This window comes from Microbacterium sp. str. 'China' (assembly GCF_002993305.1).
In the GTDB taxonomy this organism is placed as follows: domain Bacteria; phylum Actinomycetota; class Actinomycetes; order Actinomycetales; family Microbacteriaceae; genus Microbacterium; species Microbacterium paraoxydans.
The window spans coordinates 960,722-986,283 of the sequence record NZ_CP027434.1; the positions used below are offsets into that span (position 1 = coordinate 960,722).

The 25,562-nt window shown below is 71.9% G+C and carries 20 protein-coding genes and 1 riboswitch; of the genes, 8 read left to right on the plus strand and 12 right to left on the minus strand.

Going from position 1 to position 25,562, the window contains the following annotated elements:
* Window positions 1-131: 131 nt before the first annotated feature.
* On the plus strand, window positions 132-2,351 hold the full coding sequence (locus C6C15_RS04590; protein ID WP_060922842.1) for an NADP-dependent isocitrate dehydrogenase: 2,220 nt from the start codon (window positions 132-134) through the stop codon (window positions 2,349-2,351).
* An 85-nt stretch (window positions 2,352-2,436) separates the two neighbouring features.
* On the opposite strand, the gene C6C15_RS04595 is transcribed toward C6C15_RS04590, so the two are convergent.
* A complete protein-coding gene (locus tag C6C15_RS04595) occupies window positions 2,437-3,924 on the minus strand; it encodes a L,D-transpeptidase family protein (RefSeq protein ID WP_231919584.1) in 1,488 nt (495 codons plus the stop codon).
* Window positions 3,925-4,039: 115 nt separating this feature from the next.
* Window positions 4,040-4,444: a RidA family protein gene (locus tag C6C15_RS04600; protein ID WP_025103791.1), complete on the minus strand. Its 405-nt coding sequence runs from the start codon at window positions 4,442-4,444 to the stop codon at window positions 4,040-4,042.
* A 25-nt stretch (window positions 4,445-4,469) separates the two neighbouring features.
* Here C6C15_RS04600 and C6C15_RS04605 point away from each other — a divergent pair, with 25 nt between their 5' ends.
* From C6C15_RS04605 to nagB, 5 genes are all read left to right on the plus strand, one after another.
* Window positions 4,470-5,687, plus strand: coding sequence for an alanine racemase (locus tag C6C15_RS04605; protein ID WP_105949385.1), 1,218 nt, complete (start codon window positions 4,470-4,472; stop codon window positions 5,685-5,687).
* Window positions 5,678-8,947, plus strand: a complete 3,270-nt coding sequence (locus C6C15_RS04610) for a family 20 glycosylhydrolase (protein WP_105949386.1) — start codon at window positions 5,678-5,680, stop codon at window positions 8,945-8,947. Before C6C15_RS04605 ends, C6C15_RS04610 begins: the two co-directional genes overlap by 10 nt.
* 79 nt (window positions 8,948-9,026) lie before the next feature.
* A complete protein-coding gene (locus tag C6C15_RS04615) occupies window positions 9,027-10,214 on the plus strand; it encodes an ROK family transcriptional regulator (RefSeq protein WP_060922844.1) in 1,188 nt (395 codons plus the stop codon).
* 31 nt (window positions 10,215-10,245) lie between these two features.
* Window positions 10,246-11,211 carry an ROK family protein gene (locus C6C15_RS04620; RefSeq protein ID WP_105949387.1) on the plus strand — a complete coding sequence of 322 codons (966 nt, stop codon included), beginning with the start codon at window positions 10,246-10,248 and terminating at the stop codon, window positions 11,209-11,211.
* Window positions 11,204-11,983: a glucosamine-6-phosphate deaminase gene (gene nagB / locus C6C15_RS04625; protein WP_105949388.1), complete on the plus strand. Its 780-nt coding sequence runs from the start codon at window positions 11,204-11,206 to the stop codon at window positions 11,981-11,983. The genes C6C15_RS04620 and nagB overlap by 8 nt, the downstream gene beginning before the upstream one ends.
* 10 nt (window positions 11,984-11,993) lie before the next feature.
* Here the strand turns inward: nagB and C6C15_RS04630 are convergent, their stop codons facing one another.
* The 6 genes from C6C15_RS04630 to C6C15_RS04655 all read right to left on the minus strand — a co-directional run bounded on the left by C6C15_RS04630 (window position 11,994) and on the right by C6C15_RS04655 (window position 19,441).
* Window positions 11,994-12,401: an NUDIX hydrolase gene (locus C6C15_RS04630; RefSeq protein ID WP_105949389.1), complete on the minus strand. Its 408-nt coding sequence runs from the start codon at window positions 12,399-12,401 to the stop codon at window positions 11,994-11,996.
* Window positions 12,394-13,758 (minus strand): FAD-binding oxidoreductase, encoded by a 1,365-nt coding sequence (locus tag C6C15_RS04635; protein WP_105949390.1) that lies wholly within the window; start codon window positions 13,756-13,758, stop codon window positions 12,394-12,396. Before C6C15_RS04635 ends, C6C15_RS04630 begins: the two co-directional genes overlap by 8 nt.
* Window positions 13,759-13,768: 10 nt before the next feature.
* A complete protein-coding gene (locus C6C15_RS04640; protein ID WP_060922849.1) occupies window positions 13,769-14,140 on the minus strand; it encodes a YrdB family protein in 372 nt (123 codons plus the stop codon).
* A gap of 9 nt (window positions 14,141-14,149) precedes the next feature.
* Window positions 14,150-16,255 (minus strand): sigma-70 family RNA polymerase sigma factor, encoded by a 2,106-nt coding sequence (locus C6C15_RS04645; RefSeq protein ID WP_105949391.1) that lies wholly within the window; start codon window positions 16,253-16,255, stop codon window positions 14,150-14,152.
* Between the two features lie 505 nt (window positions 16,256-16,760).
* On the minus strand, window positions 16,761-17,933 hold the full coding sequence (locus C6C15_RS04650; RefSeq protein WP_105949392.1) for an N-acetylglucosamine-6-phosphate deacetylase: 1,173 nt from the start codon (window positions 17,931-17,933) through the stop codon (window positions 16,761-16,763).
* The gene (locus tag C6C15_RS04655; RefSeq protein WP_105949393.1) at window positions 17,930-19,441 is read right to left on the minus strand and encodes a family 20 glycosylhydrolase; all 1,512 of its coding nucleotides are present in this window, start codon (window positions 19,439-19,441) and stop codon (window positions 17,930-17,932) included. Before C6C15_RS04655 ends, C6C15_RS04650 begins: the two co-directional genes overlap by 4 nt.
* Before the next feature lie 117 nt (window positions 19,442-19,558).
* Window positions 19,559-19,643: riboswitch (ZMP/ZTP riboswitch) on the plus strand.
* A 38-nt stretch (window positions 19,644-19,681) separates the two neighbouring features.
* Here C6C15_RS04655 and glyA point away from each other — a divergent pair.
* Window positions 19,682-20,956 (plus strand): serine hydroxymethyltransferase, encoded by a 1,275-nt coding sequence (glyA, locus tag C6C15_RS04660; RefSeq protein WP_025103803.1) that lies wholly within the window; start codon window positions 19,682-19,684, stop codon window positions 20,954-20,956.
* Window positions 20,953-21,831 carry a bifunctional methylenetetrahydrofolate dehydrogenase/methenyltetrahydrofolate cyclohydrolase gene (locus C6C15_RS04665; RefSeq protein WP_025103804.1) on the plus strand — a complete coding sequence of 293 codons (879 nt, stop codon included), beginning with the start codon at window positions 20,953-20,955 and terminating at the stop codon, window positions 21,829-21,831. Before glyA ends, C6C15_RS04665 begins: the two co-directional genes overlap by 4 nt.
* A gap of 80 nt (window positions 21,832-21,911) precedes the next feature.
* Here the strand turns inward: C6C15_RS04665 and C6C15_RS04670 are convergent, their stop codons facing one another.
* The 4 genes from C6C15_RS04670 to C6C15_RS04685 form a co-directional block, all read right to left on the minus strand.
* Window positions 21,912-22,634 (minus strand): DUF6882 domain-containing protein, encoded by a 723-nt coding sequence (locus C6C15_RS04670; RefSeq protein WP_105949394.1) that lies wholly within the window; start codon window positions 22,632-22,634, stop codon window positions 21,912-21,914.
* A gap of 22 nt (window positions 22,635-22,656) precedes the next feature.
* Window positions 22,657-23,901: an MFS transporter gene (locus C6C15_RS04675; protein WP_158698519.1), complete on the minus strand. Its 1,245-nt coding sequence runs from the start codon at window positions 23,899-23,901 to the stop codon at window positions 22,657-22,659.
* Between the two features lie 81 nt (window positions 23,902-23,982).
* A complete protein-coding gene (locus tag C6C15_RS04680) occupies window positions 23,983-24,786 on the minus strand; it encodes an HpcH/HpaI aldolase family protein (protein WP_060922856.1) in 804 nt (267 codons plus the stop codon).
* On the minus strand, window positions 24,771-25,556 hold the full coding sequence (locus C6C15_RS04685; protein ID WP_060922855.1) for a fumarylacetoacetate hydrolase family protein: 786 nt from the start codon (window positions 25,554-25,556) through the stop codon (window positions 24,771-24,773). Before C6C15_RS04685 ends, C6C15_RS04680 begins: the two co-directional genes overlap by 16 nt.
* Window positions 25,557-25,562: the final 6 nt, after the last annotated feature.

Genomic DNA, 25,562 nt, shown 5'->3' on the forward strand with positions numbered 1-25,562 from the left:
CCACTCGGGCGGACTTTTCACGGACCGTTCGTCCGAGGGAGTCTCTTCGGTGGGACCGCCGCTTCGGGGTCCGGGACGCTCAGGTATCTTGGTATCGAGACAAATAGCCCTCGTGAACGGAGAACGTCCCGGTGACCGACGACGCCATCATCTACACCTACACCGACGAGGCACCGGCACTGGCCACCGCCTCCTTCCTGCCGATCATCCAGGCCTACACGGGCCAGGCGGGTATCGAATTCGAGACGCGGGACATCTCTCTGGCCGGCCGCATCCTCGCCGCGTTCCCGCAGAAGCTCACCCCCGAGCAGCAGGTCGGCGACGCGCTGGCGGAGCTGGGCGGCCTCGCCACGCTCCCCGAGGCGAACATCATCAAGCTGCCGAACATCTCCGCGTCGATCCCGCAGCTCAAGGCCGCCATCGCGGAGCTGCAGCAGCAGGGTTACGACGTCCCCGACTTCCCGGACGAGCCCTCGTCGCTGGAGGAGAAGGACATCCGCGCCCGCTACGACCGCATCAAGGGCTCCGCCGTGAACCCCGTCCTGCGCGAGGGCAACAGCGACCGCCGCGCGCCGCTGGCGGTGAAGAACTACGCCAAGAAGCACCCGCACCGCAACAAGCCGTTCGCGGAGGGCTCGAAGACCCGCGTCGCGACCCTGGGCCACGACGACTTCAAGCACAACGAGCGCTCCTGGGTCGCCGCGCACGACGACGTCCTCTCCTTCCGCCACACCGCGAAGGACGGCACCGTCACGGTCCTCAAGGAGGGGCTCAAGGTCCTCCCGCGCGAGATCATCGACGCCACGTTCCTGTCCGCCAAGGAGCTGGACGCGTTCCTCGCGGACACGCTCGCGGAGGCCAAGGCCGACGACGTGCTCTACTCGGTGCACCTCAAGGCCACGATGATGAAGGTCAGCGATCCGATCATCTTCGGTCACGTCGTGAAGGCGTTCTTCAAGGACGTCTTCGACCAGTACGGCACGCAGCTCGCCGAGGCCGGACTCAGCGCGAACGACGGTCTCGGCTCGATCCTCGCGGGGCTGGCGGACGTCGCCGGTGGCGAGGAGATCGCTGCGGCGTTCGACAAGGCCATCGCCGAGGGGCCGCGCCTGTCGTACGTGAACTCCGACAAGGGGATCACCAACCTGCACGTGCCGAGCGATGTCATCGTCGACGCGTCCATGCCCGCTCTCGTCCGCAACGGCGGAAAGCTCTGGGGCAAGGACGGCGAGGAGGCCGACACCATCGCGGTCATCCCCGACTCGTCCTACGCGAGCGTCTACCAGGCCGTGATCGACGATGTGATCGCGAACGGCCCGCTCGACCCCGCCACGATCGGCACCGTGCCGAACGTGGGCCTCATGGCGCAGGCCGCCGAGGAGTACGGCAGCCACGACAAGACGTTCGAGATCGCCGCCGACGGCATCGTCCAGGTGCTCGACAGCGAGGGCACCGTCCTCATCGAGCACGAGGTCGGCGAGGGCGACATCTGGCGCGCGACGCAGACCAAGCACATCCCGGTCATGGACTGGGTCAAGCTCGCGGTCGGCCGTGCCCGCGCGACGGGTGCCCCCGCGGTGTTCTGGCTCGACGCGAACCGCTCGCACGATGCGCAGATCATCGCGAAGGTGCACCAGGGTCTCGCCACGCTCGACACCAAGGGTCTGACGATCACGATCCTCGCGCCGGAGGAGGCCACGCGGTACACGCTCGCCCGCATGCGTCACGGCCTGGACACCATCTCGGTGACCGGCAACGTGCTGCGTGACTACCTCACCGACCTGTTCCCGATCCTCGAGGTCGGCACGAGCGCCAAGATGCTCTCCATCGTGCCGCTGCTCGCCGGCGGCGGACTGTTCGAGACGGGGGCCGGCGGCTCCGCGCCGAAGCACGTGCAGCAGCTGGTCGAGGAGAACTACCTGCGCTGGGACTCGCTGGGCGAGTTCTTCGCGCTGGCGGCCTCCCTCGAGCACTTCGCCGACCGCACGGGTAACGAGAAGGCCCGCGTGCTCGCGGAGACGCTCGACGCCGCGACCGGCACGTTCCTCGAGGAGGACCGCTCGCCCGGCCGTGCGCTCGGCACGATCGACAACCGCGGCAGCCACTTCTACCTCGGCCTGTACTGGGCGCAGGAGCTGGCGAAGCAGACGAAGGACCCAGAGCTCGCCGCCGCCTTCGCGCCCATCGCCGAGAAGCTCGCCGCGAACGAGGAGACGATCGTCTCCGAGCTCAACGCGGTGCAGGGCTCCCCGGTGGAGATCGGCGGCTACTACCGTCCGGACGAGAAGCTCGTCGAGGCGGTCATGCGCCCGTCCACGACGCTCAACGAGATCGTCGACGCCCTGCGCTGAGACGACGAGAAGGGGGCGGATGCTGCGGCATCCGCCCCCTTCTGCTGTCTTCCCCTGCCGGCTTCGCCCGGTGCAGGGCTCCGGATCAGTTGTAGACGGAGACCTCGAGGCCCACGGGGGACCAGTCGTAGACGTACTTGGCGAGGTCGATCGGCAGGTTCACGCAGCCGTGGCTCATCCGGTTGCCGAAGTTGTTGTGCCAGTAGGTGCCGTGGAAGCCGATGTTCGGGGCGAACCACGTGATCCAGGGCACGTCCTCGGTGCAGTACGGCGCCCCCTCGTAGCAGCCCATGTCCTGCATCGCGGTGTGTGCGAACACCTTGAAGTTGCCTGTCGGCGTGGGCGTTCCGGGGAGACCGGTCGACACGGCCCAGGACTGCACCACCTTGTCGTTCTCGAACAGGTAGGCGCGCTGCGTGCTGAGGTTGATCTCGGCGCGGCGGAACAGGTTCGTGGTCTCGAAGGGGGTCTCCGTCACGGAGAGGGCGAAGACGCCGTCTCCCGCGGCGAGCTGCGTCGCGAAGTCGTCGGCGATGCCGTCGGTGTCGCCGAGGGCGCGTCCGGTGGCGCCCTCCTTCTCGGCGCGCAGCACGTTCCCCGCGGAGTCGACGATGTTGGTCGCGTTGACAGGGGCGCGGTCCACCGCGGCGGCGAGCGTGTCGACGGTGGTCTGGATCGCCGCCGGGTCCGCCTCGATCCGCAGCTGACCCTCGTCGTCGACCACCGTCAGCCAGGACGCGGCGACCGCGGGGGAGACCGGGACGGTCCGTTCCTTCCCGACGTAGAAGCCGATGGAGGAGAGCATGGTGTTGAGCGTGGTGGCGGTCGCCGTCGCGTCCTCGTCGGACACCGCGGGCAGGGCCTCCGCCGGGCCGCCGGGGTAGTCGAACGTCGTGCGGCCGTCGCCGACGGCCTCGACGAACGCGGCGTTGAGATCGGCCACGTCTATACCGGTGCCGGGAACGGAGGGCGTCACGGTGTAGGTGCCCTTCGCGGCGTCGAAGACGACTCCGGCGTCGACCGGGTCGACGAAGCTGCCGGGGACGGCGCCGCGGAGAGCTGCGGTGGCGGTCTCCTGGTCGAGCACGATGTCGGCCGACACGGGGTCACCCATCCAGGACCCGAGGTTCCACATCGGGTGGGCGGCGAACGCCGCATCGGCGAGGGCCGTGGCGTCGGCGGTCGCGCCCAGGTCGGCGCCGGTGAGCACGGCGTCATCACCATCGCCCGTGAGGGTGACCTCGGTCTGGGCGAGGTGCGAGCTGATCGCCTCGGCAGCCGCGCCCGGAGTCATCCAGCCGACCGGGATGCCCGCGACGGTGGTGCCGGGGGCGATGAGGATCATCGAGGCGGCGCCGGCGCCGAGCGCGACCACGCCGAGGCCGAGACCGATCCACAGGCCGAGGCGGCGCTTCTTCGGGGCGGGCTCGACGGGAGCCCAGGCCAGGGGCTGCTCGCCGGTCTGCGGCGGGGCCGTGTCGGTCGCCGCCTCCGGCGTCAGGACGCTCGTCGGTGTCGCATCGTCGGGCTGTGCCCCCGTTGCAGCGCCCGGCGTGGAAATCAGATCGGTCACGAACTACACCCCCCGCAGTCTCGACGTGTCCTGTCGTCCATGGTACGGGATGGCTGGTAACGGGGAGGCAACGGTCCTGATAAGGTGCCTCCCCGTTCGCCCGGGGCGGGTGGGGTCAGTCGACGACGGCGAGCCCGTCGATCTCGACGAGCATCTCCTCGCGGGGGAGGCCGGTGAACACCGTGGTGCGCGAGGGCAGGACGCCGCTGGTCGTGTGGGCCTCGACGAAGGCGCCGTAGGCCTCGTTCATGATCGGGAAGTCCTCGCGCTTGGTGAGGTAGACGCGCAGCATCACGACATCGTCGAACGTGGCCCCGGAAGCCTCCACGATGGCCTTGACGTTCTCCAGCGTGCGGGTGGTCTGCGCCGCGACGTCGCCCGGGTACAGGTACTCGTTCGTCTGCGGGTCGACGGGGCCCTGGCCGGAGACCTGGACGATCGGGCCCTTGCGGACGCCCTGCGAGAAGGTGTGCGCGGGGGCGGGGGCGGCGTCGGTGGAAACTCGTGTCTTCGCGGTCATGCCGCCAGCCTAGTAGCCTTGTTAGATGCCTCTACAAATTCCGGATCCCGTCCTCGGCGCCTGGGCGAAGGGGTTCCCGGCGCACGCCGCGGGGCTGCGTCTGTCGGAGGTCGGCGCGGCCGGTCTGCCTCTCTCGGACCTCGGTACTCCGGTGCTCACGGTGCACGCGGACGCGATCGCGCACAACGAGGACACGGTGTTCGGCTGGGCCATGCGCGAGGGCGTCCGCCTCGCCCCGCACGGCAAGACCACGATGGCGCCCGCGCTCTGGCAGCGGCTGCTCGACGCCGGAGCCTGGGGGATCTCGGTCGCGACGCCGTGGCAGGCCCGCGTCGCCGTCGACGCCGGCGTGCCGACGGTGCTCATCGCCAACGGGGTGACGGATGGCGCCGCGGCCCGCGAGCTCGGAGCGATGCTCGCCGCCGACGAGGACCTGCGGATCCTCTGCGGCGCGGATTCCCTCGCCGGTGTCGCGATCCTCGCCGACGCGCTCGCCGATGCCCCGCGGCCGCTGGACGTGCTCGTGGAGCTGGGCGGCGCGCAGGGACGGACGGGGGCGCGGACCGTGGCCGAGGGCGAGCGCATCGCCGCGGCGATCGCGGCCGCCCCTGGTCTCCGCCTGGCCGGGGTGACGGGCTACGAGGGGCCCTTCGGTCCCGATCGCTCCGCGGCCTCGGTCGCCGCGGTCGACGGCTTCCTGGCCACGCTCGTCGAGCTGCACCGCCGACTGGAGTACTCCGACGGCGTCCGCCCCGTGCTCAGCGCGGGGGGCAGCTCCTTCCCCGATCGCGCCGCCGCGGTCCTCGGCGCCGCGGGAGCGGACGCCGAGGTCGTGCTGCGCTCCGGTGCCTTCCAGATCCACGACGACGGCTTCTACTCCCGCATGTCGCCGTTCGGCCCGCTCACGGACACCGCTCCGCTGCGTTCCGCGATGCACGCGTGGTCGCGGGTGGTCTCCCAGCCCGAACCCGGCCTCGCCCTGCTCGACGCCGGGCGGCGGGACGTGCCGTTCGACATCGACCTCCCGGTGCCGCAGTCGGTCGCCGGCGCCGTGACCGCCCTGAACGACCAGCACGCCTTCCTCCGACCCGCCGAGGGGGCGACCGTCGCGGTGGGCGAGGTCGTGCGGCTGGGTCTCTCGCATCCGTGCACCGCGTTCGACAAGTGGCGCGTCGTCGCCGTGATCGACGACCCCGACGCCGAGGACCCCCGGGTGATCGACGCGGTGGCGACATGCTTCTGAGCGCCGAGAAGGCCGCCGCCGGCCTGGTGCGCGTCTATCGGCGGGCGACCGTCGTCGACGGCACCGGCGCGCCGCGCTTCGTCGCGGACGTCGCGGTGGAGGGGGCAAGGGTCGTCACCGTCGTCCGCGACGGCGACGGGACGACGCTCGAGCTGCCGGACGGCGCGGTCGAGGTCGACGCGTCCGGCCTCGTCCTGGCGCCCGGTTTCATCGACATGCACGCGCACAGCGACCTCGCGGTGCTCCAGGGCGCCGCGCACGACGCCAAGATCCGGCAGGGGGTCACGACAGAGGTGCTCGGGCAGGACGGCCTGGGCTACGCGCCGCTGGACGAGGCGACCGCCGCCGTCATCCCCGCCCAGATCGCGGGCTGGAACGGGCGGCCGGCGGAGGTCCCGTGGCGGTCGATGAACGACTTCCTGGAGGCGATAGACGTCGCCGCGGTGGCGAACGCCGCGGTGCTGGTGCCGCAGGGCAACCTCCGGATGATGGTGGTCGGGCACGACGACCGCCGGGCGACCCCTGCCGAGATCGCGGCGATGGCCGACATCCTCGGCCAGGCCCTGGATGCCGGAGCCTTCGGCATGTCGAGCGGCCTGACCTACACCCCGGGGATGTACGCCGACACCGCGGAGCTCGAAGCCCTCTGCCGGGTGGTGGCGGAGCGCGGCGGCTACTGGGCGCCGCACATCCGCAGCTACGGGCGGGCGGCGCTGGACGCGTATCGCGAGGCCATCGAGATCGGCCGCCGCACCGGGTGCCCCGTCCATCTCACCCACGCGACCATGAACTTCGCCCCGAACCGCGGGCGCGCCGCCGAGCTGCTGGCGCTCGTCGACGCGGCGATGGCCGACGGTGTCGACGTGACCCTGGACACCTACCCCTACCTTCCGGGGGCCACGACCCTCTCCGCTCTGCTGCCGAGCAGGCTGGCGGCGACCGGCGACCTGCTCGGCGTCCTGGGGGCCCTCGACGCCGAGGGACGCGAGGCGGTCCGCGTCGAGCTGGAGGAGATCGGCTGCGACGGATTCCACGGCGAGGCGGCGGACTGGTCGGCGATCCAGATCTCCGGGACGGCCCACCCGGATCTCGCCGGGCTCGTCGGCCGGACGATCGCCGACATCGCGGCGGAGACCGGGCAGCGCGCCGTCGATGTCGTGATCGACACGATTCTCGCCGATGCGGGCGCCACGGGTGTGCTCATGCACATCGGCGACGAGGACAACGTCCGGGCCATCATGCGGCACCCGCGGCACTCCGGCGGCAGCGACGGCATCCTCATCGGCGCGCGCCCGCACCCGCGCGGCCGCGGCACGTTCCCGCGCTACCTCGGGCACTACGTCAGGGAGCTGGGGGTGCTGAGCCTCGAGGAGGCCGTCCGTCATCTCTCCGGCAACCCGGCTGCCCGGCTCGGCCTCGACCGCGGCGACGCACCGCGCGGCGTGATCCGCGAGGGCGCCACCGCCGACCTGGTGCTGTTCGACCCGGAGACGATCGCGGCCGGCGCCACCTTCGACGACCCGCACGGTGCGCCGCAGGGCGTGCGCGAGGTGCTCGTCGGCGGCGTGCCGGTCGTCATCGACGGCGACCCCACGGGTGCCGTCGCCGGCCGTGCGCTGCGGATGCCTCCGTCGGCGCCGCGGGCGACGGTGCCGCACATCGCCGCAGAGATCGACTCCCTGGCTCCGGGCTTCCGGTGGACGCCCTCGACCCCGATCCTCGGCGCGCCGGAGCTGGCGGCCGCGGTCGCACGGCTCGGCGGCGCGGGAGGGGACGACACCCTGCCCGCCATCCGCCTTCTGATCGACGAGAAGCTGGGTGCCGCGGCCTCCGCGGCGGGGCGGCAGGGGCCCGAGGCTTTCCGGGTGTCGGTGACGGCCTCCGGGATCGAGATCGCGGGGGCGACGCCGGAGGGGGTCTTCCGCGGCGCGACCACGCTCCGCCAACTCCGCGACCCGGACCACGACCCCGCTCTCCCCGCGACGATCCCGGCAGGGCGCTGGGAGGGCTCTCCCGCCTCCGCCTGGCGCGGCGTGATGCTCGACGTGGCGCGCCACTTCCGCCCCGTGGAGGACGTGCGTCGCCTCGTCGACCTGCTCGCCGATCACCACCTCAGCATCCTGCACCTGCACCTGACGGACGATCAGGGATGGCGCTTCGAGGTGCCCGGCTACCCGCGTCTGACCGAGGTCGGCGCACGGCGCGAGGCCACGCAACGCGGTCACGGACCGGAGGCCACGGTCGAGCCCGGCGTGCACGAGGGCTTCTACACCTCCGCCGAGCTCCGCGACCTCGTGCGGTACGCGGAGGAGCGCTTCGTAACGCTCGTGCCCGAGGTCGAGCTGCCAGGGCACATCCAGGCCGCGCTCGCCGCCTACCCGGAGCTGGGCAACCTCGACGTCGGGGCGCCCCCCACCGGGCCGTGGGAGCGATTCGGCGTGAACGCCCGCACCCTCGCGCCGACCGCGGAGGCGCTGGCCTTCGGTCGTGCCGCCATCGACGCGCTGTGCGACGTGTTCCCGTCCGCATGGATCGGGATCGGCGGCGACGAGGTGCCGGTGACCGAGTGGGCGGAGAGTGCAGCCGCCGCGGCACGCATGCGAGAGCTGGGGCTCGCCACGGCGCACGACGTGCAGCCGTGGTTCACGGCGCACTTCGTGGACCACGTCCGCCGCCGCGGGCGCACCGCGCTGGCCTGGGACGAGGTGCTGGAGGGCGACGTCCCCGAGGGCGTCCGCATCCTCGCCTGGCGCGGGCCGGTCGCCATGCGCGAGGCGCTGCGGCGGGGGATCCCGGTCGTGGGATGTCCGGATCTCGAGGTCTACCTCGACTACCCGCAGTCCGAATCGCCCGAGGAGCCCATCCGCGTCGGGCCCCCGCTGACCATCGAGCGCGCGTACTCCTTCGAGGTCGTCGAGGGCGCGGTCGGCGGGCAGGCGAACGTCTGGACGGAGCACCTGCCGAGCAGGGACCGGGTCGACTTCGCGATGTTCCCGCGCCTCGCCGCGATCGCGGAGCGTCTCTGGGATGGGGGAGAACCCGCACCGTTCGCCGATTTCGCACGGCGGCTGCCCACGCATCTGCGACGCCTCGCCGCCGCGGGGGTGCGGTATCGTCCGCTGGACGGTCCGTCGCCCGAGCAGCGGCGACCGGGGATTCCCGGCAAGCCGATGACGGTGGAGACCAGGGAGGGGGTCGTCGCCGGCCTCGTCGAGCGCCTGCTCCGCCGGGCGGCTGTCGAGGATCCGCGGTCGGCTTGATGTCACGTTTCGGTAACCCTGCCCGCGGAATCGCGCGGGACAGTTGCACAATTCCTGTTCGTAAGGTCTACTAACAAACATGTCCGTTTCGGATGATCAGCGCCCCGCGGCGACGACAGACTTCGTCGCCGCGAACGCGCACGCCTTCGGCCCTGCGCGGCATCTCCGTTCGCGCACCAAGGTGCTCCCCGAGCACGCCCGCGGCCACAACCGCGCGCTCGTGCTGCAGACGCTCTACCACTCGGGGGCGATGAGCCGAGCTGACCTCTCCCGCGAGACGGGCCTCACGCGGGTCACGATCTCCGACCTCGTCGCGGAGTTCATCGCCGACGGCATCGTCGTCGAGATCGGCGTCCGCGAGGCGGTCGGGCCCGGAAAGCCGCCGATCCTCATCGACATCGACCGGGTGGGGCATCAGATCATCGGGCTCGACCTGTCCGGACCGACCGCGTTCGAGGGGGCCGTGCTCAGCCTCGACGGCGACGTCCTGGAGCGGCGGCAGGTGCCGCGTCCGGAGACGCCGGACGGCGACGCGGCGTACGACGCCCTCCGCGGCCTCGCGCAGACCCTCGTCGAGATCGCCACGCAGCCGGTGCTCGGCGTGGGCATCGGCACCCCGGGTGTCGTGCGTCCGGACGGCCTCGTCCTCAGCTCGCCCAACCTCGGCTGGACCGACTTCCCGCTGGAGGCGAAGCTCAGCGCCGACCTCGACCTGCCCGTGCTGGCGCGGAACGACGCCAATGCCGCGGTCCTCGCCGAGTACACGTTCGGCGAGGCGGAAGCCGACTTCATGCTGATCAAGATCGGCCGAGGCGTGGGCGCAGGGCTGATCACCGGCAGCCAGCCGCTCCTCGGCAGCCGTTTCGCCGCAGGGGAGATCGGTCACGTCGTCGTCGGCACGGACGGCGGGCCTCGCTGCGCGTGCGGCAAGATCGGCTGCCTCGAGGCCTGGCTGAGCGTGAGTCGCATGCAGGAGGCGCTCGACGCCGACCCGGCCGCGCGCGAGGAGATCCTCCGCGACTCCGGGACCCGCATGGCGATCGCGATCGCCCCGATCGTCGCCGCCCTGGACCTGTCCGAGGTCGTGCTCTCCGGGCCCGCTGAGCTGCTGGACGGCACGCTCATCGACGCGGCCGTCGAGACGCTCCACGCGCGGACGCTCGAAGGCGTCTTCGAGGACGTCATGGTGCGGCTCACCCGTCAGGACGACATCGTGCTCCGAGGCGCCGCGGTGATGGTGCTCTCGGGGCAGCTGGGGGTGTCGTGACCTCCGCGACCATGACCGGGAACGGCATCCGATGATCGTCCCCGCCTCGGCCGACCGCGCCGGTCGGCCCCTTCGCGTGGGTCTGGACGTCGGCGGCACCAAGATCGACGCCGTCGCCGTTGACCCGGCCGGGACGATCCTCGCCCGCCTGCGTCGCCCGACCGGGTGGGGAGAGGACGCCGTCGTCGACAGCATCGTCTCCACCGTCGCCGCCCTCGCCGAGGAGAGCGGGCTGCCGCTGTCCGCCGTCGCTTCCGCCGGCATCGGCATCCCCGGTCTCGTGGACGCGGAGACCGGCCGTGTGCTCCACGCCGTGAACCTCGGCGTGGAGTCGCTCGACCTCGCGGCGCGCGCCGAGCAGGCGCTGGGCGTCCCCTTCCGGGTGGAGAACGACGTGAAGGCGGCTGCGCTCGGCGCCGCCGTCCTGAGCGACGTCGCCGGCTCGATGGCCTACCTGAACCTCGGCACCGGCGTCGCAGCCGGCATCGTCGTCGACGGCCGCATCTGGCGCGGCGCGCGGGGGACCGCGGGGGAGGTCGGGCACCTCTCGGTCGACCCGCGCGGTCGATTGTGCGGCTGCGGACAGCGCGGCTGCGTGGAGACCTTCTGCGGCGGCGGGGCGCTGGCCAAGGCCTGGGGGCGTCCCGGCGCACTGCCCGTCAAGGACATCGTCGAGGCGGCGGACGCGGGCGATCCGCACGCTCTGGCGCTGCAGGCGGACCTCTTCTTCGGCGCGGCAGCGGCCGTGCGCGTGCTCGTGCTGTCGGCCGACGTCGAGACCGTGGTCATCGGCGGCGGTCTGACCGCGCTGGGCGGTCGTCTCGCGGACGGGATCCGCGCCGCCCTGCACGCGGGCGCCCAGGCGTCACCGTTCCTGAAGTCCCTGCGGCTGGATGAGAGAATCGAACTGCTCCCCGCGGGTTCCCCCGCCGCCGCCTTCGGCGCCGCTCTGGTGGGCGCATCCATTTCTGAGAAGGAGATCGTTCCGCATGGCTGAGGTCGTCATCGTCGAGAATGCCGAGGCCGCCGGCGCCCTGGTCGCCACCGAGATCGTCGAGCTCATCGACCGTCGCCACGACGCCGTCCTGGGGCTCGCGACCGGATCGACGCCGTTGCCCGTCTACCAGGCACTCCGCAGTCGCCTGGCGGGGCGCGACGTCTCGCAGGTGCGCGGCTTCGCGCTCGACGAGTACGTCGGGATCGATCCGTCCCACCCGGAGAGCTACCGATCGGTGATCACGCGCGAGGTGGTCGAGCCGCTCGGCCTCGACCCGGAGCGCATCCACGTGCCGAACGGCGCGGAGGCCACCATCCAGCACGCCGGTGAGGACTACGACGCGGCCATCGCCGCGGCGGGCGGGGTCGACCTGCAGATCCTCGGCATCGGCACCGACGGGCACATCGGGTTCAACGAGCCCGGATCCTCCTTCGCCTCCCGCACCCGGGTGAAGACCCTGACGGAGCAGACCCGCGAGGACAACGCCCGCTTCTTCGACTCGATCGACGATGTCCCGATGCACTGCATCACGCAGGGGCTGGGGACCATCCTGGAAGCGCGCCACCTCGTGCTGCTGGCGTTCGGCGAAGGCAAGGCCGAGGCCGTGGCCGGTGCGGTCGAGGGGCCGGTCACCGCGCTGCTGCCCGGGTCGGCCATCCAGCTGCACCCGCACGCGACCGTCGTCGTCGACGAGGCCGCCGCCTCGAAGCTGCAGCTCGCCGACTACTACCGCTACACGTTCGCGAACAAGCCGGCCTGGCAGGGCATCTGATCCGGGGGCGCTAGCGCGCTCCGGCCGGCCACGCGAGCGGCAGCAGATGCTCGACGCTCAGCGGGGCCAGCGGGAGCGCTGCGGCGTCGTCCGGGGTGATCCAGCGCAGCTCGGCGAGCTCGGCCTGCACCTGCACCGTCGCCGGATCCACCGAGGTCGCGAAGGCATCGGCCACGACGCGGTGACCCGGTTCATTGGCGGCCGCCGACACGAAGCGGCCCAAAGGGCGCAGGTCGGACTCCGCGAGTTCGAGGCCGAGCTCCTCGTGCAGCTCGCGGATGAGGGTCTCGATGGGCGACTCGCCCGGCTCCGGCTTGCCTCCGGGCTGCATGAAGCGGGTCGTGCCGTGCTTGCGGACGACGAGGACCCGCCCTTGCGTATCGACGATCACGGCGGCGCTCACATGGATGTCAGGCATCGGGGGAGAAGACCTTTCCGGGGTTGAGGATGCCGAGCGGGTCGAAGACCGCGGCGATGTCGCGCTGGAGGCGCCACTGATCCTCGCCGAGCTCGTCGGCCAGCCAGCGCCGTTTGAGCACGCCGATGCCGTGCTCGCCGGTGAGGGTTCCGCCCAGCCGGATCGCGGCGCGGAAGAGCTCGTCGGCCGCCGCCCACACCTGCGGCGGGGTCTCCTGGCCCTCGAAGATGAAGTTCGGGTGCAGGTTGCCGTCGCCGGCATGGGCCACCGTCGGGATCACCATGTCGAACTGCCGCTCGATCCGGGCGATCTCGTCGAACATGGCCGGCATCGCGCTCCGCGGTACCGAGACGTCCTCGATGAGCGTGGTCCCGAGGGACGCCATCGCGGCGTGCATCGACCGTCGGATCGCGAGCAGACGATCGCCCTCGACGGGGTCGTGCGAGACCACGGGAACGCCCTCGTGGGCGCTCAGGATCGCGGCGATGGCGTCCGCCTCCGCGCGCGCGGCCGGACCGTCGGTCTGGATCGTCAGCTGTGCGGCGCCCGGGGTCGGCGCGGGGAGGGCGAGCAGGGCGTGGACGGCGGCGAGGCTCGCGGCATCCATGAGCTCCATGATGGCGGGCTGGATCCCCGCGGCGGTCACCGCCGCGGATCCTGCGGCCGCCGCGCGCACGCCGGGGAAGGTCGCCGTCACGGTGCAGGTCTCGCCCGGCACCAGGCGGCGCAGCTTGAGCGTGGCCCCGACGACGACGCCGAGCGTTCCCTCCGACCCCACGACGAGGGCGGTGAGGTCGAGCCCGGTGACGCCCTTCACGCTGCGGTGCCCGAGGTGCAACAGGCGCCCGTCGGCGAGGACGAGGTCGACGCCGAGCACCGCATCGCGGACGACGCCGTACTTCGCGCAGAGCAGTCCGCCGGCTCCGGTCGCGATGTTGCCGCCGACGGTGGAGATGTCGCGACTGGCGGGGTCGGGCGGCCACCAGAGTCCCTGGGCCGCCAGATGCGCGTTGAGGTCGGCGTTGAGGATCCCGGGTTCGACCACGGCGAGGAGGTCGTCCGGCCGCACCTCGAGGACGGCGTCCATACGGCGGAGGGAGAGGACGATCTCTCCATCGCCGGCGTTGGCGGCCCCGGCGAGCCCGGTCCCGGCGCCGCGCACGACGACGGGGGTGCGCGTAGCCGAGGCGATGCGCATGGTCTGCTGCACGTCGTCCACGCTCTCCGCGTGGACGACGGCCAGGGGGAGACCCACCGCGGCATGGCCGGAGCGGTCGGCCGTGGCGTCATGCCTCGCCTGCTCGCTGACGTCCACGCGCGCCCCGAGGGCGTCGCGGAGCAGCGAGACGGCGCTCACGACCGTGCGCTCATGCCAGGGCGCGGCGTCCGCTGAGGACCCCGGCGACGACGGCCACCAGCGCGAAGGCCGTGCCGATGAGGGCCTGGCCCATGGACCACCACGCGATGGTCACGCCGACGTAGATGAAGAGCTCCACGACGGCGCGGAGGAAGGGGTGCACCCGGAGCACGGGACGGGGGGAGAGGAAGAGCGCCCACAGCAGGAGGGCGACGACGGGCGCCCCCACGCCGATCACGATGTTCCACGGCAGCTCCCAGCTGGCGAACCCCCACAGGGCGAGCGAGGCGATCGCTGCGATGAGGACGACCACGCGCACGATGTCGAGGGCCGTGAGGGCCGGACGATCGACGCCGGCGACAGGGGAGGAATCCGGGGTCATGCGTCCAGTCTATTCCGCGACCGGAGCGTCCTCCGCCGGAGCCGGGGCCTCCGCGGCCGGGGCCTCCTCGGCCGGTACGGCCGGTGCAGCTTCGGCGGCCGGTGCAGCTTCGGGGGCCGGTGCGGGCTCCGTCGGCGCCGTTGCAGCAGGCTCCGGCTCAACGGTGTCCGCGGCCTCGTCGACCGGTGGCGCGTTCTCCTCGGGGGTGGTGGGCGCCGTGACCTCATCGACCGGAGGGGCCACCGGTTCGGCCTCGTCGATGACGACCGCCGTCTGCTCGACGGGAGCAGAAGCCGCCGTGCGCTCATCCGCGCCCGCGCCCTGGGGCTCCAGTGCGTAGAGCGTCGTGTCGGACGAGGGGCCCGCCTCGCCGGACGGCAGGTAGTACCGGAACGTCACCGGCACGAGGTCGGCGTTCAAGAACTGGTCCCACGAAGTGCGGAGTTCGAGGGTGCCGGTGCCAGCCTCGCCCAGGACGACGCTGTCGGCGAGTTCGCCAGCGAGAAGGGCCTGCACGATCGCACCCGGGGCGCCTGCGATCGGCACGAAGTAGTACCAGTGCAGATCGTCGCCGAACCAGACGTCGGCGGTGCTCCAGGTGGGCGGGTCCGTGGGGATCGCGGGGCCTACCGGGTCGACGGGGTCCACCGGGTCGACGGGGTCCACCGGGTCGACGGGGTCTACCGGGTCGACGGGGTCTACCGGGTCGACGGGGTCTACCGGGTCGACGGGGTCTACCGGGTCGACGGGGTCTACCGGGTCGACGGGGTCTACCGGGTCCACGGGGTCTACCGGATCCACGGGATCGACGGGCGGCAGCGTGGCCTCGGGGAGCGCGGGGACGACCACGGGGGCGGCGGGAGCCGCGTCGGGTCCGGTCTCCGAAAAGACCGGCGGAGCCGCCTCGTCCTCTGCGGGCGGAGCCGGCGGCTGCTCGACGTCCGGCGTCTCGATCACCACGGGCTCGTCGAGGTCGAGCGACGAGTCCGGCGCGATGTCGGTCGTGATCGACGACGGATCGGTGTCGGAGGCGCTGGGCAGCGAGGTCGCCGGGTTCGAACCGGTGAGGCCGGGGACGATCGCCGCAGCGGCGACCACTCCGGCCACCACGAGGGCGGCGGACCCGGCACCGACGACGGCGCCCATGCCCGTGAAGACGCCACCCGTGCTCGCGCCCGTGCCGCCGGCGGAGCCGGCTCCCGACCCGGCGGCGCCGGAGCCGGCTGCCGCGGCCTGACCGATGCCGCCGTCGCCGACGAAGACCGCACCCGGAATGGTCGACGACATCCCCGCCACTGCCAGGACCGGCGCACCGCCCTGAAGAGCTGCGAGGTACCCGGAGGCGCCGGTGGCACCGAGGACGAGCGGGAGCAGGACGAGTGCGAGGCGCTTGGAGACGTCCTTGGCCTCGGCCGCGACGATCATGCAGCGGGCGCACTCGTCGAGGTGCAGCTCCAGGCGACGGTGGTCGCGGGTCGCGAGGTTGCCGCGCGAGTAGGCACCGAGGTGCTCGATGGTCCACTGGCATTCAGAGCCGGGGCTCGCGCTGCGCAGGTGCGCCTGGATCCAGGCCTCACGCAACCCTTCACGGGCGCGGAAGGCGAGTTGCGAGACCGCGCCCGCCTTCATGCCGAGGAGCGGGGCCACCTCCTGGGGCTTCATCTGCTCGATCTCGGTGTACCAGAGCACTTCCTGCCATCGCGACGGGAGGCTGCGGAAGGCCTGCGCGGTGAGACTGCGGTCGAGGGCCTCGTTCGTGGCGTGCTCGGTGCTGTCCGGGTCGGCCACCGTGTCGAGCTCGTCGATCGCGGTCTCGCGGCGTGCGCGTCCCCACGCAGCGGCGGTGTTGCGGATGCTGGTGAAGAGGTAGGCGCGGAACGAGCCGTTGGGGCCGCCGCCCTTGAGGATCGCCTGGTAGATGCGGGTATAGGACTCCTGCACCAGGTCGTCCGGATCGATCGAGGATGTCACCGATCGGGCGACGGCCATGCCGGACGGGTAGTGCCGTCTCCAGAGTTCCCCGAACGCCCCCTTGTCGCCGGAGCGGACGCGGAGGATCAGATCGGCATCGCCGATGGTCTCGTCTGGTGTGGTGTTCTCTCGGTGCACTGTCATCCATCTGGTCCCGGGGCACACAGCCGTCCCCAGGAGGAGAGACGCGAGAAGGCGTCTTTCATTACGCGGTCAGACCATTCTCTCGCGAAATCGGCATGGTGGCCAGCCCCGGTGCGGACTCGGAGGAGATGCTCGGGAGGGCTCCGCGGTGCCCGGCGCAGACCGCCCGGAAAGTTTTCTGAACTTTTTTCAGAGAACCGCGTAATGAACCGGGCGCCCCTTCGTCTCATCCCGTAGAGACAGCCGAAATGGACTCCACCGGGGGGCGGAGTTCCGGCGCTGGTGCGGGGGGTACTGCACCAGTGGGCGGGTCGGGATCCTCGGGGGAGGAGCTCCCGGCCCCGCCCGCTCGAGCGGGAGGGAAAGGGCCGCCGATCTGGGGAGAACGGCGGCCCTCCACTCCCACCTTGCGAGACGCGCGACGCCGATCTGGGGAATCCGGCGCCGCATCTCGTCCGATCGACCGGAGACCGCAGCGCTGCGCGTCGCGCGCAGCGCTGTCCTCCTAGGCGGGCAGCGCCGGTCCCGACCAGACCCGCGCGACGCGCAGCTCCGCGTCCAGAAGCACGGCATCGCCGAGCAGGCCGGGCCGCAGCGCGCCGAGGTGCGCCTCGCGTCCGATCGCGCGGGCCGGGGTCTCCGTGAGCGCCCGCACGACCTCCGGAAGGGGGACGCCGGCCGCCACCGCCCGCTGCAGGGCGACATCCTGAGTCAGCGTGGAGCCGGCGATAGAGCCGGTGTCGTCCGCGCGGGCCACGCCGTTCTCGACGGTGACCTTCACCGCACCGAGGTCGTACTTGCCGTCGGCGCTCCCGGCCGCGGCCATGGCGTCGGTGATGAGCGCCACCCGACGCGGCGCCGCGTCGAACACGAGCTTGACGACGTGCGGATCGAGATGCACGTCGTCGGCGATGGCCTCCAGGATCACTCGATGATCGGTGGCCGCGGCAAGCACCGGACCGGGGGCGCGGTGGTGGATGCCGGGCATCGCGTTGAACGCGTGGGTCAGCAGCGAGGCGCCGGCTTCGAAGGCGGCGACGGCCATGGCGGCGTCGGCGTCGGTGTGCCCCACCGCTGCCGCGGCCCCCGCCGCGACGATCTGACGGACGGCGTCGATCCCGCCGGGGAGCTCCGGCGCGATGGTGACCTGACGGACGGTGCCTTCTCCGGCCTCCAGCAGACGGGCCACGTCGGCCGCGACGGGGTGCCGCAGCAGCGAGGGCTCATGGGCGCCGTGGTGACCGGGGTCGAGGAACGGCCCCTCCAGGTGCGAGCCGAGCACGTCCGCATCGGTCCTGGTCAGGGCGGCGATCAGGGCGACACTGCGGGCGAGGTCGTCGATCGTGCCGGTGACGAGCGAGATGACGGCCCTGGTGGTGCCGTGCTCGCGGTGCAGATCCCGTCCGGTCCGGATCGCGTCCACACCGTCGTCGTACGCCGCGCCCGCTCCGCCATGACCGTGGATGTCGACGAAGCCCGGCGTGAGCAGCGCGCCCGCGCCCGCCACCGCCGCGCCGTCCACGACCTCGGTCGCGGGCTCCCAGTCCGTTCCGGTGCCGCGGGACGCCACGACGCCGTCCTCGATGCGCACCCAGCCGTCCTCGACGATCTCCCCGCGGTCGACGAGGCGGACGGAGTGGATGACCAGGGAACCGGTCGCGGAGGAGAGGGTCTTCAACGGGCGCTCCAGGGGATATCGGGGGCGGGGTGGAAATCGACCCCCTCAGCCTTCCACAGCGGCGCGAGGGCGCCGACCCGGGCGCGGAACGACTCCCACGTGCGGCCCACGCCCTCGCGCGGCGACCAGGCGATCTCGGCCTGCGCGGCGGCACGGGGGAACACGAGCTGCTCCACCTCGTCGAGTGTGCGGGTGGTCTCGGACCACAGCGGCGCCTCGATCCCCAGGATCGCCTCGTCCGGCACGGCGAGCACGGCGGTCGGCTCCCACTCGTACGCGCGACGGACGTCGATGATCGCGGCCCAGGTGAGGCCGAGCGGGAATTCGGCGGTGTACTTCATGTCGAGGTATGTCGCATCCGCCGCCGACATGATCAGGGCTCCGCCGCGCTCGACGAAGTGCGCGGCCTCCTCGGCATGCGTGCCCGTCGGCGTCGTCATGCCCCAGTACTGGCCGATCGTGCCGCGGGCGATGCCGGCTGCCGACCCCATCTCGTGCCACGCGACCGGGGTCTTGCCCTCCTCGACGACGATCGCCGTCGCGCGCTCCGCGAAGAGGTCGAAGTCGGCCTGGGGCGTGCCGAGGGACTCGTCGCCCCCGATGTGGATGTAGGGCCCCGGGGTCATCTCGGCGAGCTCGCGGACGACGTCGCGGACGAACCGGTACGTCTCCTCCTCGTGGATGCGCACGCTGGAGTGCCCGACGCCCCAGCCCAGGTAGGGCTCTCCGGCCACGGGGAGCGGCTGGCCGAGCTGCTCGGACTGGGTGACCAGCGCGTCGTTCAGGACCGGGGCCTCGACCAACTCCGGGTAAGCCACGCCGATCGCGTGGGTGTGGCCGGGAAGGTCGACCTCAGGGATCACGATCATGTGGCGTGCGGCCGCGTACGCCACGATCTCGCGGTAGTCGTCCTTGGTGTAGAAGCCGCCGGGGGCGCCGTCGGCCGCGGTGGCGGCGGCCCGCTCGGTGAGCAGCGGCCACGAGTCGATGTGCACGCGCCAGCCCTGGTCGTCGGTGAGGTGCAGGTGCAGGTGGTTGAACTTCAGCGCGCTCGTGCTGTCGATGAACCGCTTCACGTCCTCGACGCCGAAGAAGTGCCGCGCCACGTCGAGCATCACGCCGCGGCGGGCGAAGCGCGGGGCGTCCGCGATGTCGGCGCGGAGCAGCGCCCAGCCCGCGTCGTCTTCCCGAAGCAGCTGCAGCAGCGTCTGGACCCCGTAGAAGAGCCCCGCCTCGTCGGCGCCGATGAGGATGGCGCGGTCGCCGACCTCGAGCGTGTAGCCCTCCGGCGCGGACGACGCCGCGTCGACGAAGAGCTCGATCTCGGCGGGGCCGGAGTCCACCTCGGTGAGGCGGAGGCCGGTGCGGCGTTCGACGGCGTCGATCAGCTGTCCGGCGGCGGGGGAGGAGCCGAGCACGCGCGTCGTCGCGGCGAGCGGCAGACGTCCCTCCCTGGCCTTCGCGGACACCGGAGCGGGAACGAGGGGCAGATCAAGAGGTAGGACCATGAACAAAACCTAGCCGTCGGATCGCCGCAAGGGAACAGGGGGATCGAAACGATTCTGCGGACGGCGGGCACGGTGCCCGAAACGGCCGCGTGCGCGGGGTCGCGCATCGGCTATGCTCGTAACCGTCGCGACTGGCGTCTGGGTGGACAACCACCGGGGAGCGACTGACCACGGAATTCGACCGCGCGCCTGGGCCGATAGGAACACCCTTTTCGAATCCGTCGTCAAAAGGAGCACGTCATGACCGACCGTTACTTCAACGCCCCGCTTTCCGAGGTCGACCCGGAGATCGCCGAGGTCCTCGATCGCGAGCTGAAGCGCCAGCAGACCTTCCTCGAGATGATCGCCTCGGAGAACTTCGTCCCCGTGTCGGTCCTGCAGTCGCAGGGCTCGGTGCTCACCAACAAGTACGCCGAGGGCTACCCCGGCCGCCGCTACTACGGCGGCTGCGAGGAGGTCGACGTCGCGGAGGAGCTCGCGATCTCCCGCGCCAAGAGCCTGTTCGGCGCGGAGTTCGCGAACGTCCAGCCGCACTCCGGTGCGTCCGCGAACGCCGCTGTGCTGCACGCGATCGCCCGCCCCGGCGACACCCTGCTCGGCCTCTCGCTCGACCAGGGCGGCCACCTCACGCACGGCATGAAGATCAACTTCTCCGGGCGCCTGTACGACATCGTGGCCTACGGGGTCGACGCCGAGACCTCGACGATCGACATGGACGAGGTCCGCCGCCTCGCGATCGAGCACAAGCCCAAGGTCATCATCGCCGGGTGGTCCGCCTACCCGCGCACGATGGACTTCGCTGCCTTCCGCGCCATCGCCGACGAGGTGGGCGCGATCCTCTGGGTCGACATGGCGCACTTCGCCGGCCTCGTCGCCGCCGGCCTGCACCCCAACCCGGTGCCGCACGCGCACGTCGTGTCCTCCACGGTGCACAAGACCATCGGCGGCCCCCGCTCGGGCTTCATCCTCACCAACGACGCCGACCTCGCCAAGAAGATCAACACCGCGGTCTTCCCCGGTCAGCAGGGCGGTCCGCTCATGCACGTGATCGCGGCGAAGGCGACCGCGTTCAAGCTCGCCGGCACGCCGGAGTTCAAGGAGCGCCAGGAGCGCGTGCTGCGCGGGGCGAAGCTCATCGCCGAGCGCCTGTCGCAGCAGGACGTGAAGGACGCCGGCATCGCCGTGCGCTCGGGCGGGACGGACGTGCACCTCGTGCTCGTCGACCTCCGCGACGCCGAGATCGACGGCAAGCAGGCGGAGGACCTCCTGCACGACATCCACATCACCGTGAACCGCAACGCCGTGCCGAACGACCCGCGTCCGCCGATGGTGACCTCGGGTCTCCGCATCGGCACGCCGGCGCTCGCGACCCGCGGCTTCGGCGACGCCGAGTTCACCGAGGTGGCCGACATCATCGCCCTCGCGCTGCTCCCGGGTGCCGACATCGAGGCGCTCCGCGCTCGCGTGGACGCGCTCGCCGCGGCCTTCCCGCTCTACCCGGACCTGCAGCAGTGACCGCGGTCGTCCTCGACGGCAAGGCGGCGGCGGCCGAGATCCGTGCCGAGCTGACGGAGCGGGTCGCCGCGCTGAAGGAGAAGGGCGTCACCCCCGGCATCGCCACGGTGCTGGTGGGAGCCGACCCCGCCTCGCAGCTCTACGTGGGCATGAAGCACCGGCAGTCGGAGGCGATCGGGATGAACTCGATCCAGCGCGAGCTGCCGGCTGATGCCACCCAGGCCGACGTCGAGGCGCTGATCGACGAGCTCAACGCCGATCCCGCCTGCCACGGGTACATCGTGCAGCTGCCGCTGCCGAAGCACCTCGACACCGACGCGATCCTGGAGCGGATCGATCCGGCGAAGGACGCGGACGGGCTGCACCCGACCAACCTCGGGCGCCTCGTCCTCAACGTCAACGCGCCGATCCACACGCCGCTGCCGTGCACCCCGCGCGGTGTCATCGAGCTGCTGCTGCGCAACGACTACGACCTCAAGGGCAAGCACGTCGTGGTCGTCGGTCGCGGTGTCACGATCGGGCGCTCGATCGGGCTGCTGCTGACCCGTCGCGACCTCAACGCCACGGTCACGCTGACGCACACCGGCACGGTCGACATGCCGCGCTACCTGCGAGAGGCCGATGTGATCGTCGCGGCCGCGGGGGTCAAGCACCTCATCCGCGCCGAGGACGTCAAGCCCGGAGCCGCGGTGCTGGATGTGGGCGTCACCCGCGAGACCGATCCGGAGACCGGCAAGAACCTCGTGTTCGGTGACGTCGCTCCCGAGGTCGCCGAGGTCGCCGGGTACCTGTCGCCGAATCCGGGAGGGGTGGGGCCGATGACGGTCGCCCTGCTCATGACCAACGTCGTCGAGGCGGCCGAGCGGACGGTCTGACCTCCCCACCACGTCGCAGATTCACACGAACGCCGCAGGGATCCCCGGGATCCCTGCGGCGTTCGTGCGATTCTGCGGACTCAGACCTGGCCGTGCAGCGAGCTCTCCACGCCGCTGATCCGGGCCTGCTCGTCGAAGCGGATCGTCGCGGTGCCCGAGGCGTCGGTCACCGTGGCGCCGGAGAAGGACTCATCCGTCCAGGCGAGGGTCCACCCGGCGAGACGAGCGAGGTCCCAGACCGCCGTGCGGGCGTCGGGAAGGGGCGTCTGCGCGAGGGTGCGGGGGAGGGCCACCACCGTGTCGGCGACCGTGAGCGGGGCGAGCGGGGCGTCGAGCAGGAACACCGCGCGGGTGCCGCCGTCGACGGGGGCCGAGTAGTACGGGGAGCGTCCGGTGAGCTCCACCGCCACGCCGCCGATCGTGTGCGCCGCGCGGGCGATCCACTCCGCGTCGCCCGGGGCATCGGCCGGGAACGGGACCTCCGGGGCGGTGAGCTCGGCGATCCCGTGCTGCTCGCCGTACGCGCGGAGCTGCGCCGCGACGCCCTGGGGGTCGCCCTGGGGGTGCGCCCACGCCCACAGCAGCGAGCGCGGGCCCGGGGCGATCGTGGCGATGAGGTGCGCGCGCGTCACGAGCTGCCGGGTCGGGTCGTCGTTCGCGGTGAAGGTCAGGGTCCCCGCCGCGAGGTCGGCGTCCCACCGGTGCTCGCCGAGAGCATCGGCGGCCGCGGAGAGGGCGTCCTGGCGGAGCGCGGTGAAGAGGGCGGCACGGTCGGCGAGGGGCTGCAGCGGGGGGAAGGTCATGCCCACAGTCTCGCCGGGATTGCTATGAATCCGCCACTCCCGCGCGCTCCGGGACGGCCGCCGCGGGCCGCCCCATCCGCCACACCGAGGGGACGAGCAGGGTGATCAGGGCGATCGCCGCATAGAGGACCGCGGAGGTGGTGAGCACGGTGGCCGGCTCCGCGTGCGTGACGAGCCAGCCGTACACGAGCGTGCCGATGGGCATCACGACGAAGCTGCCGAGCATGTCGTAGCTCGCGACCCGCGAGAGCTTCTCCCCGGGGATGTTCTCCATCATCGCGAGGTTCCAGCCGGTCGCGAAGACCTCGGCCCCGGCCCCGGCGACGAACGCGGCCATCGCGAGCAGGACCACGGCCGGGTGCACGCCGAGGAGGGTGAGCGGCAGGGCGAACGCCGCCATCCCGATCATCCCGTAGCGCAGAGGCCGGCGGAGCGGGAACCACATCAGCAGCAGGGTCATCACGAGGACCCCTGCACCCTCTGCGCTCACGACCCACCCCCAGCCGGAGATGCCGAGGCGATCGTCGTTCTTCGCGATGTACGGGCCGACGACGCCCCAGGCGCCGACGTGGATCGCGTTCATGATCATGAAGGCGAGCACGATGGTCCACAGCCAGGAGCGGCTCCAGAACTCGTGCCATCCCACCCGGAGGTCGTGGAACATCGTGGTGCCGCCGGAGGCCGCGGGGGGCGGGAGCTTCACGAGCGCGAGGACCGGGATCGCGAGCAGCCAGCCCGCCGCCTGCACGACCATGGCCCACGCGGGTCCCGCGGTGGCCACCAGGACCCCGGCGATGACCGGGCCGCCGATCGTGACGGCCGAGCGGACGAACGACAGCATCGCGTTCGCCTGCTGGAGGTGCGCGGGGGTGGTCAGCTGCGGGATGATGCCCTGCATCGCGGGGAGCACGAACGCGGACGAGGCGCCGTTGATCGCGGAGAGCACGGCGAGGAGCGGGACCGTGGCCGTGCCGGTGAACAGGAGAGCGGCCATGGCTCCGACCGACAGGATGTCCACGACGTAGCACGACTGGATGATGAGGGCGCGGGGGAGGCGATCGGCGACGACGCCCCCGAACAGGACGAACACGATGTTGCTGATCGTGAAGGCCGCGAGCACGATCGAGAGCGACCGGGCGTCGTTGTCGATCTCGAGCACCGCGAAGGCCAGGGCGATGGCCGACATCGAGCCCGTGACGAGCGTCAGGGCGCGCGCGAGGAAGAACCACCGGAAGTTGCGGTCCTGCATCGCCGCCAGTCTGTGCACCGGCTCATCCTTCCCGCCCGCTTCGAATCGCGCAAATGGCCCCATTCCGGCCGCGGATGGAGCCAGGTGCGCGACTCGAAGTCAGTAGCTGGGGCGGCCGGAGGCGTCGGAGCGGGGGACGAAGCGGGCGGCGAGGGCCTCGGAGGCGCGGGCGAGGAGGGCGACGTCGGCGCCGACGGCCACGAAGTCCGCACCCGCCGCGAGATACGCGTCGGCGGCGGAGGGGTCGAAGGCGTTCACGCCCACGGGCTTCCCTGCGGCGTGGACCGCGGCGAACACCGACTCGACGGCGGCGACCACGTCCGGATGCGTCTGCTGTCCGAGCAGGCCCATCGACGCGGACAGGTCGGAGGGCCCGACGAACACCGCGTCCACCCCGTCGACCGCGGCGATGTCGGCGGCGGCCTCGACCCCCGCGGCCGTCTCGATCTGCACCGTCAGCGACACGTGCTGCGCGGATTCCTGCAGGTAGCGGTCGACGCGGTTCCAGCGGGCGCTGCGGGCGAGGGCGCTGCCGACCCCGCGGACGCCCTCGGGGGGATAGCGGGTCGCGGCCACGGCGGCCCTGGCCTCGTCGGCGGACGACACCATCGGCACGATGAGGTTCTGCGCGCCGAGGTCGAGGACCTGCTTGATCGCGACCGCATCGTTGAAGGGCACCCGGACGAGCGGGGCGACAGGATAGGCCGCGACCGCCTGGAGCTGGGTCAGCACGGACTCAAGCGTGTTCGCCGAGTGCTCCATGTCGATGAGCAGCCAATCCAGTCCGGAGCCCGCGGCGACCTCGGCGAGCAGCGGGCTGCCGGAGCACACCCACATCCCCACGAAGGGACGATCGGACGCGGCGAGCTGCGCGCGGAAGGACGGATCTAGACGAAGCGGCATGTGATGGTCCCCATCGGTCCGTAGTCGCACAGCACCTCGTCGCCGCGCGACACCCACATCGGGCGTGTGAACGATCCTGCCAGGATGATCTCGCCCGCCTCCAGACGCGCGCCGTGCTGATGGAACTTGTTCGCGAGCCACGCCACTCCGGTGGCCGGATGCCCGAGCACCCCGGCGGCGACGCCGGTCTCCTCGATCTCCCCGTTGCGGGACAGCACGCCGGGCACCCAGCGCAGGTCGATCTCGTCCGGGCGCTTGCGCACCGTCCCCAGCACCATCGCCCCGTAGGCGGCGTTGTCGCTGATGGTGTCGACGATCGTGCGGCCCTCGAGCTCGATGTGCGAGTTCAGCACCTCGAGGGCCGGCACGGCGTAGTCGATCGCGGCGAGGGCGTCCTCCAGCGTGCAGTCGGGGCCCTCCAGTGGTTCCTTGAGCACGAACGCGAGCTCGACCTCGATGCGGACATTGGAGAAGTGATCCGTGGGGATCTCCGCGCCGGACTCGTACACGGTGTCGTCGAACATGACGCCGTAGTCGGGCTCGGTGATCCCCGTCGCCTGCTGCATGGCCTTCGAGGTCAGGCCGATCTTGCGCCCGACCAGCCGGCGGCCGGCCGCGACCTGCGAATCCCGCCACACGCCCTGGATGGCGTAGGAGTCCTCCACGGTCGCCTCGGGGTACCGCGCCGTGATGCGCGGGATCACCCCGTGCGTGCGGTCGGCCTCCGCGAGCTCCGCGGCGATCTGCGCGATGGTCTCCTCAGACAGCATGAGCGT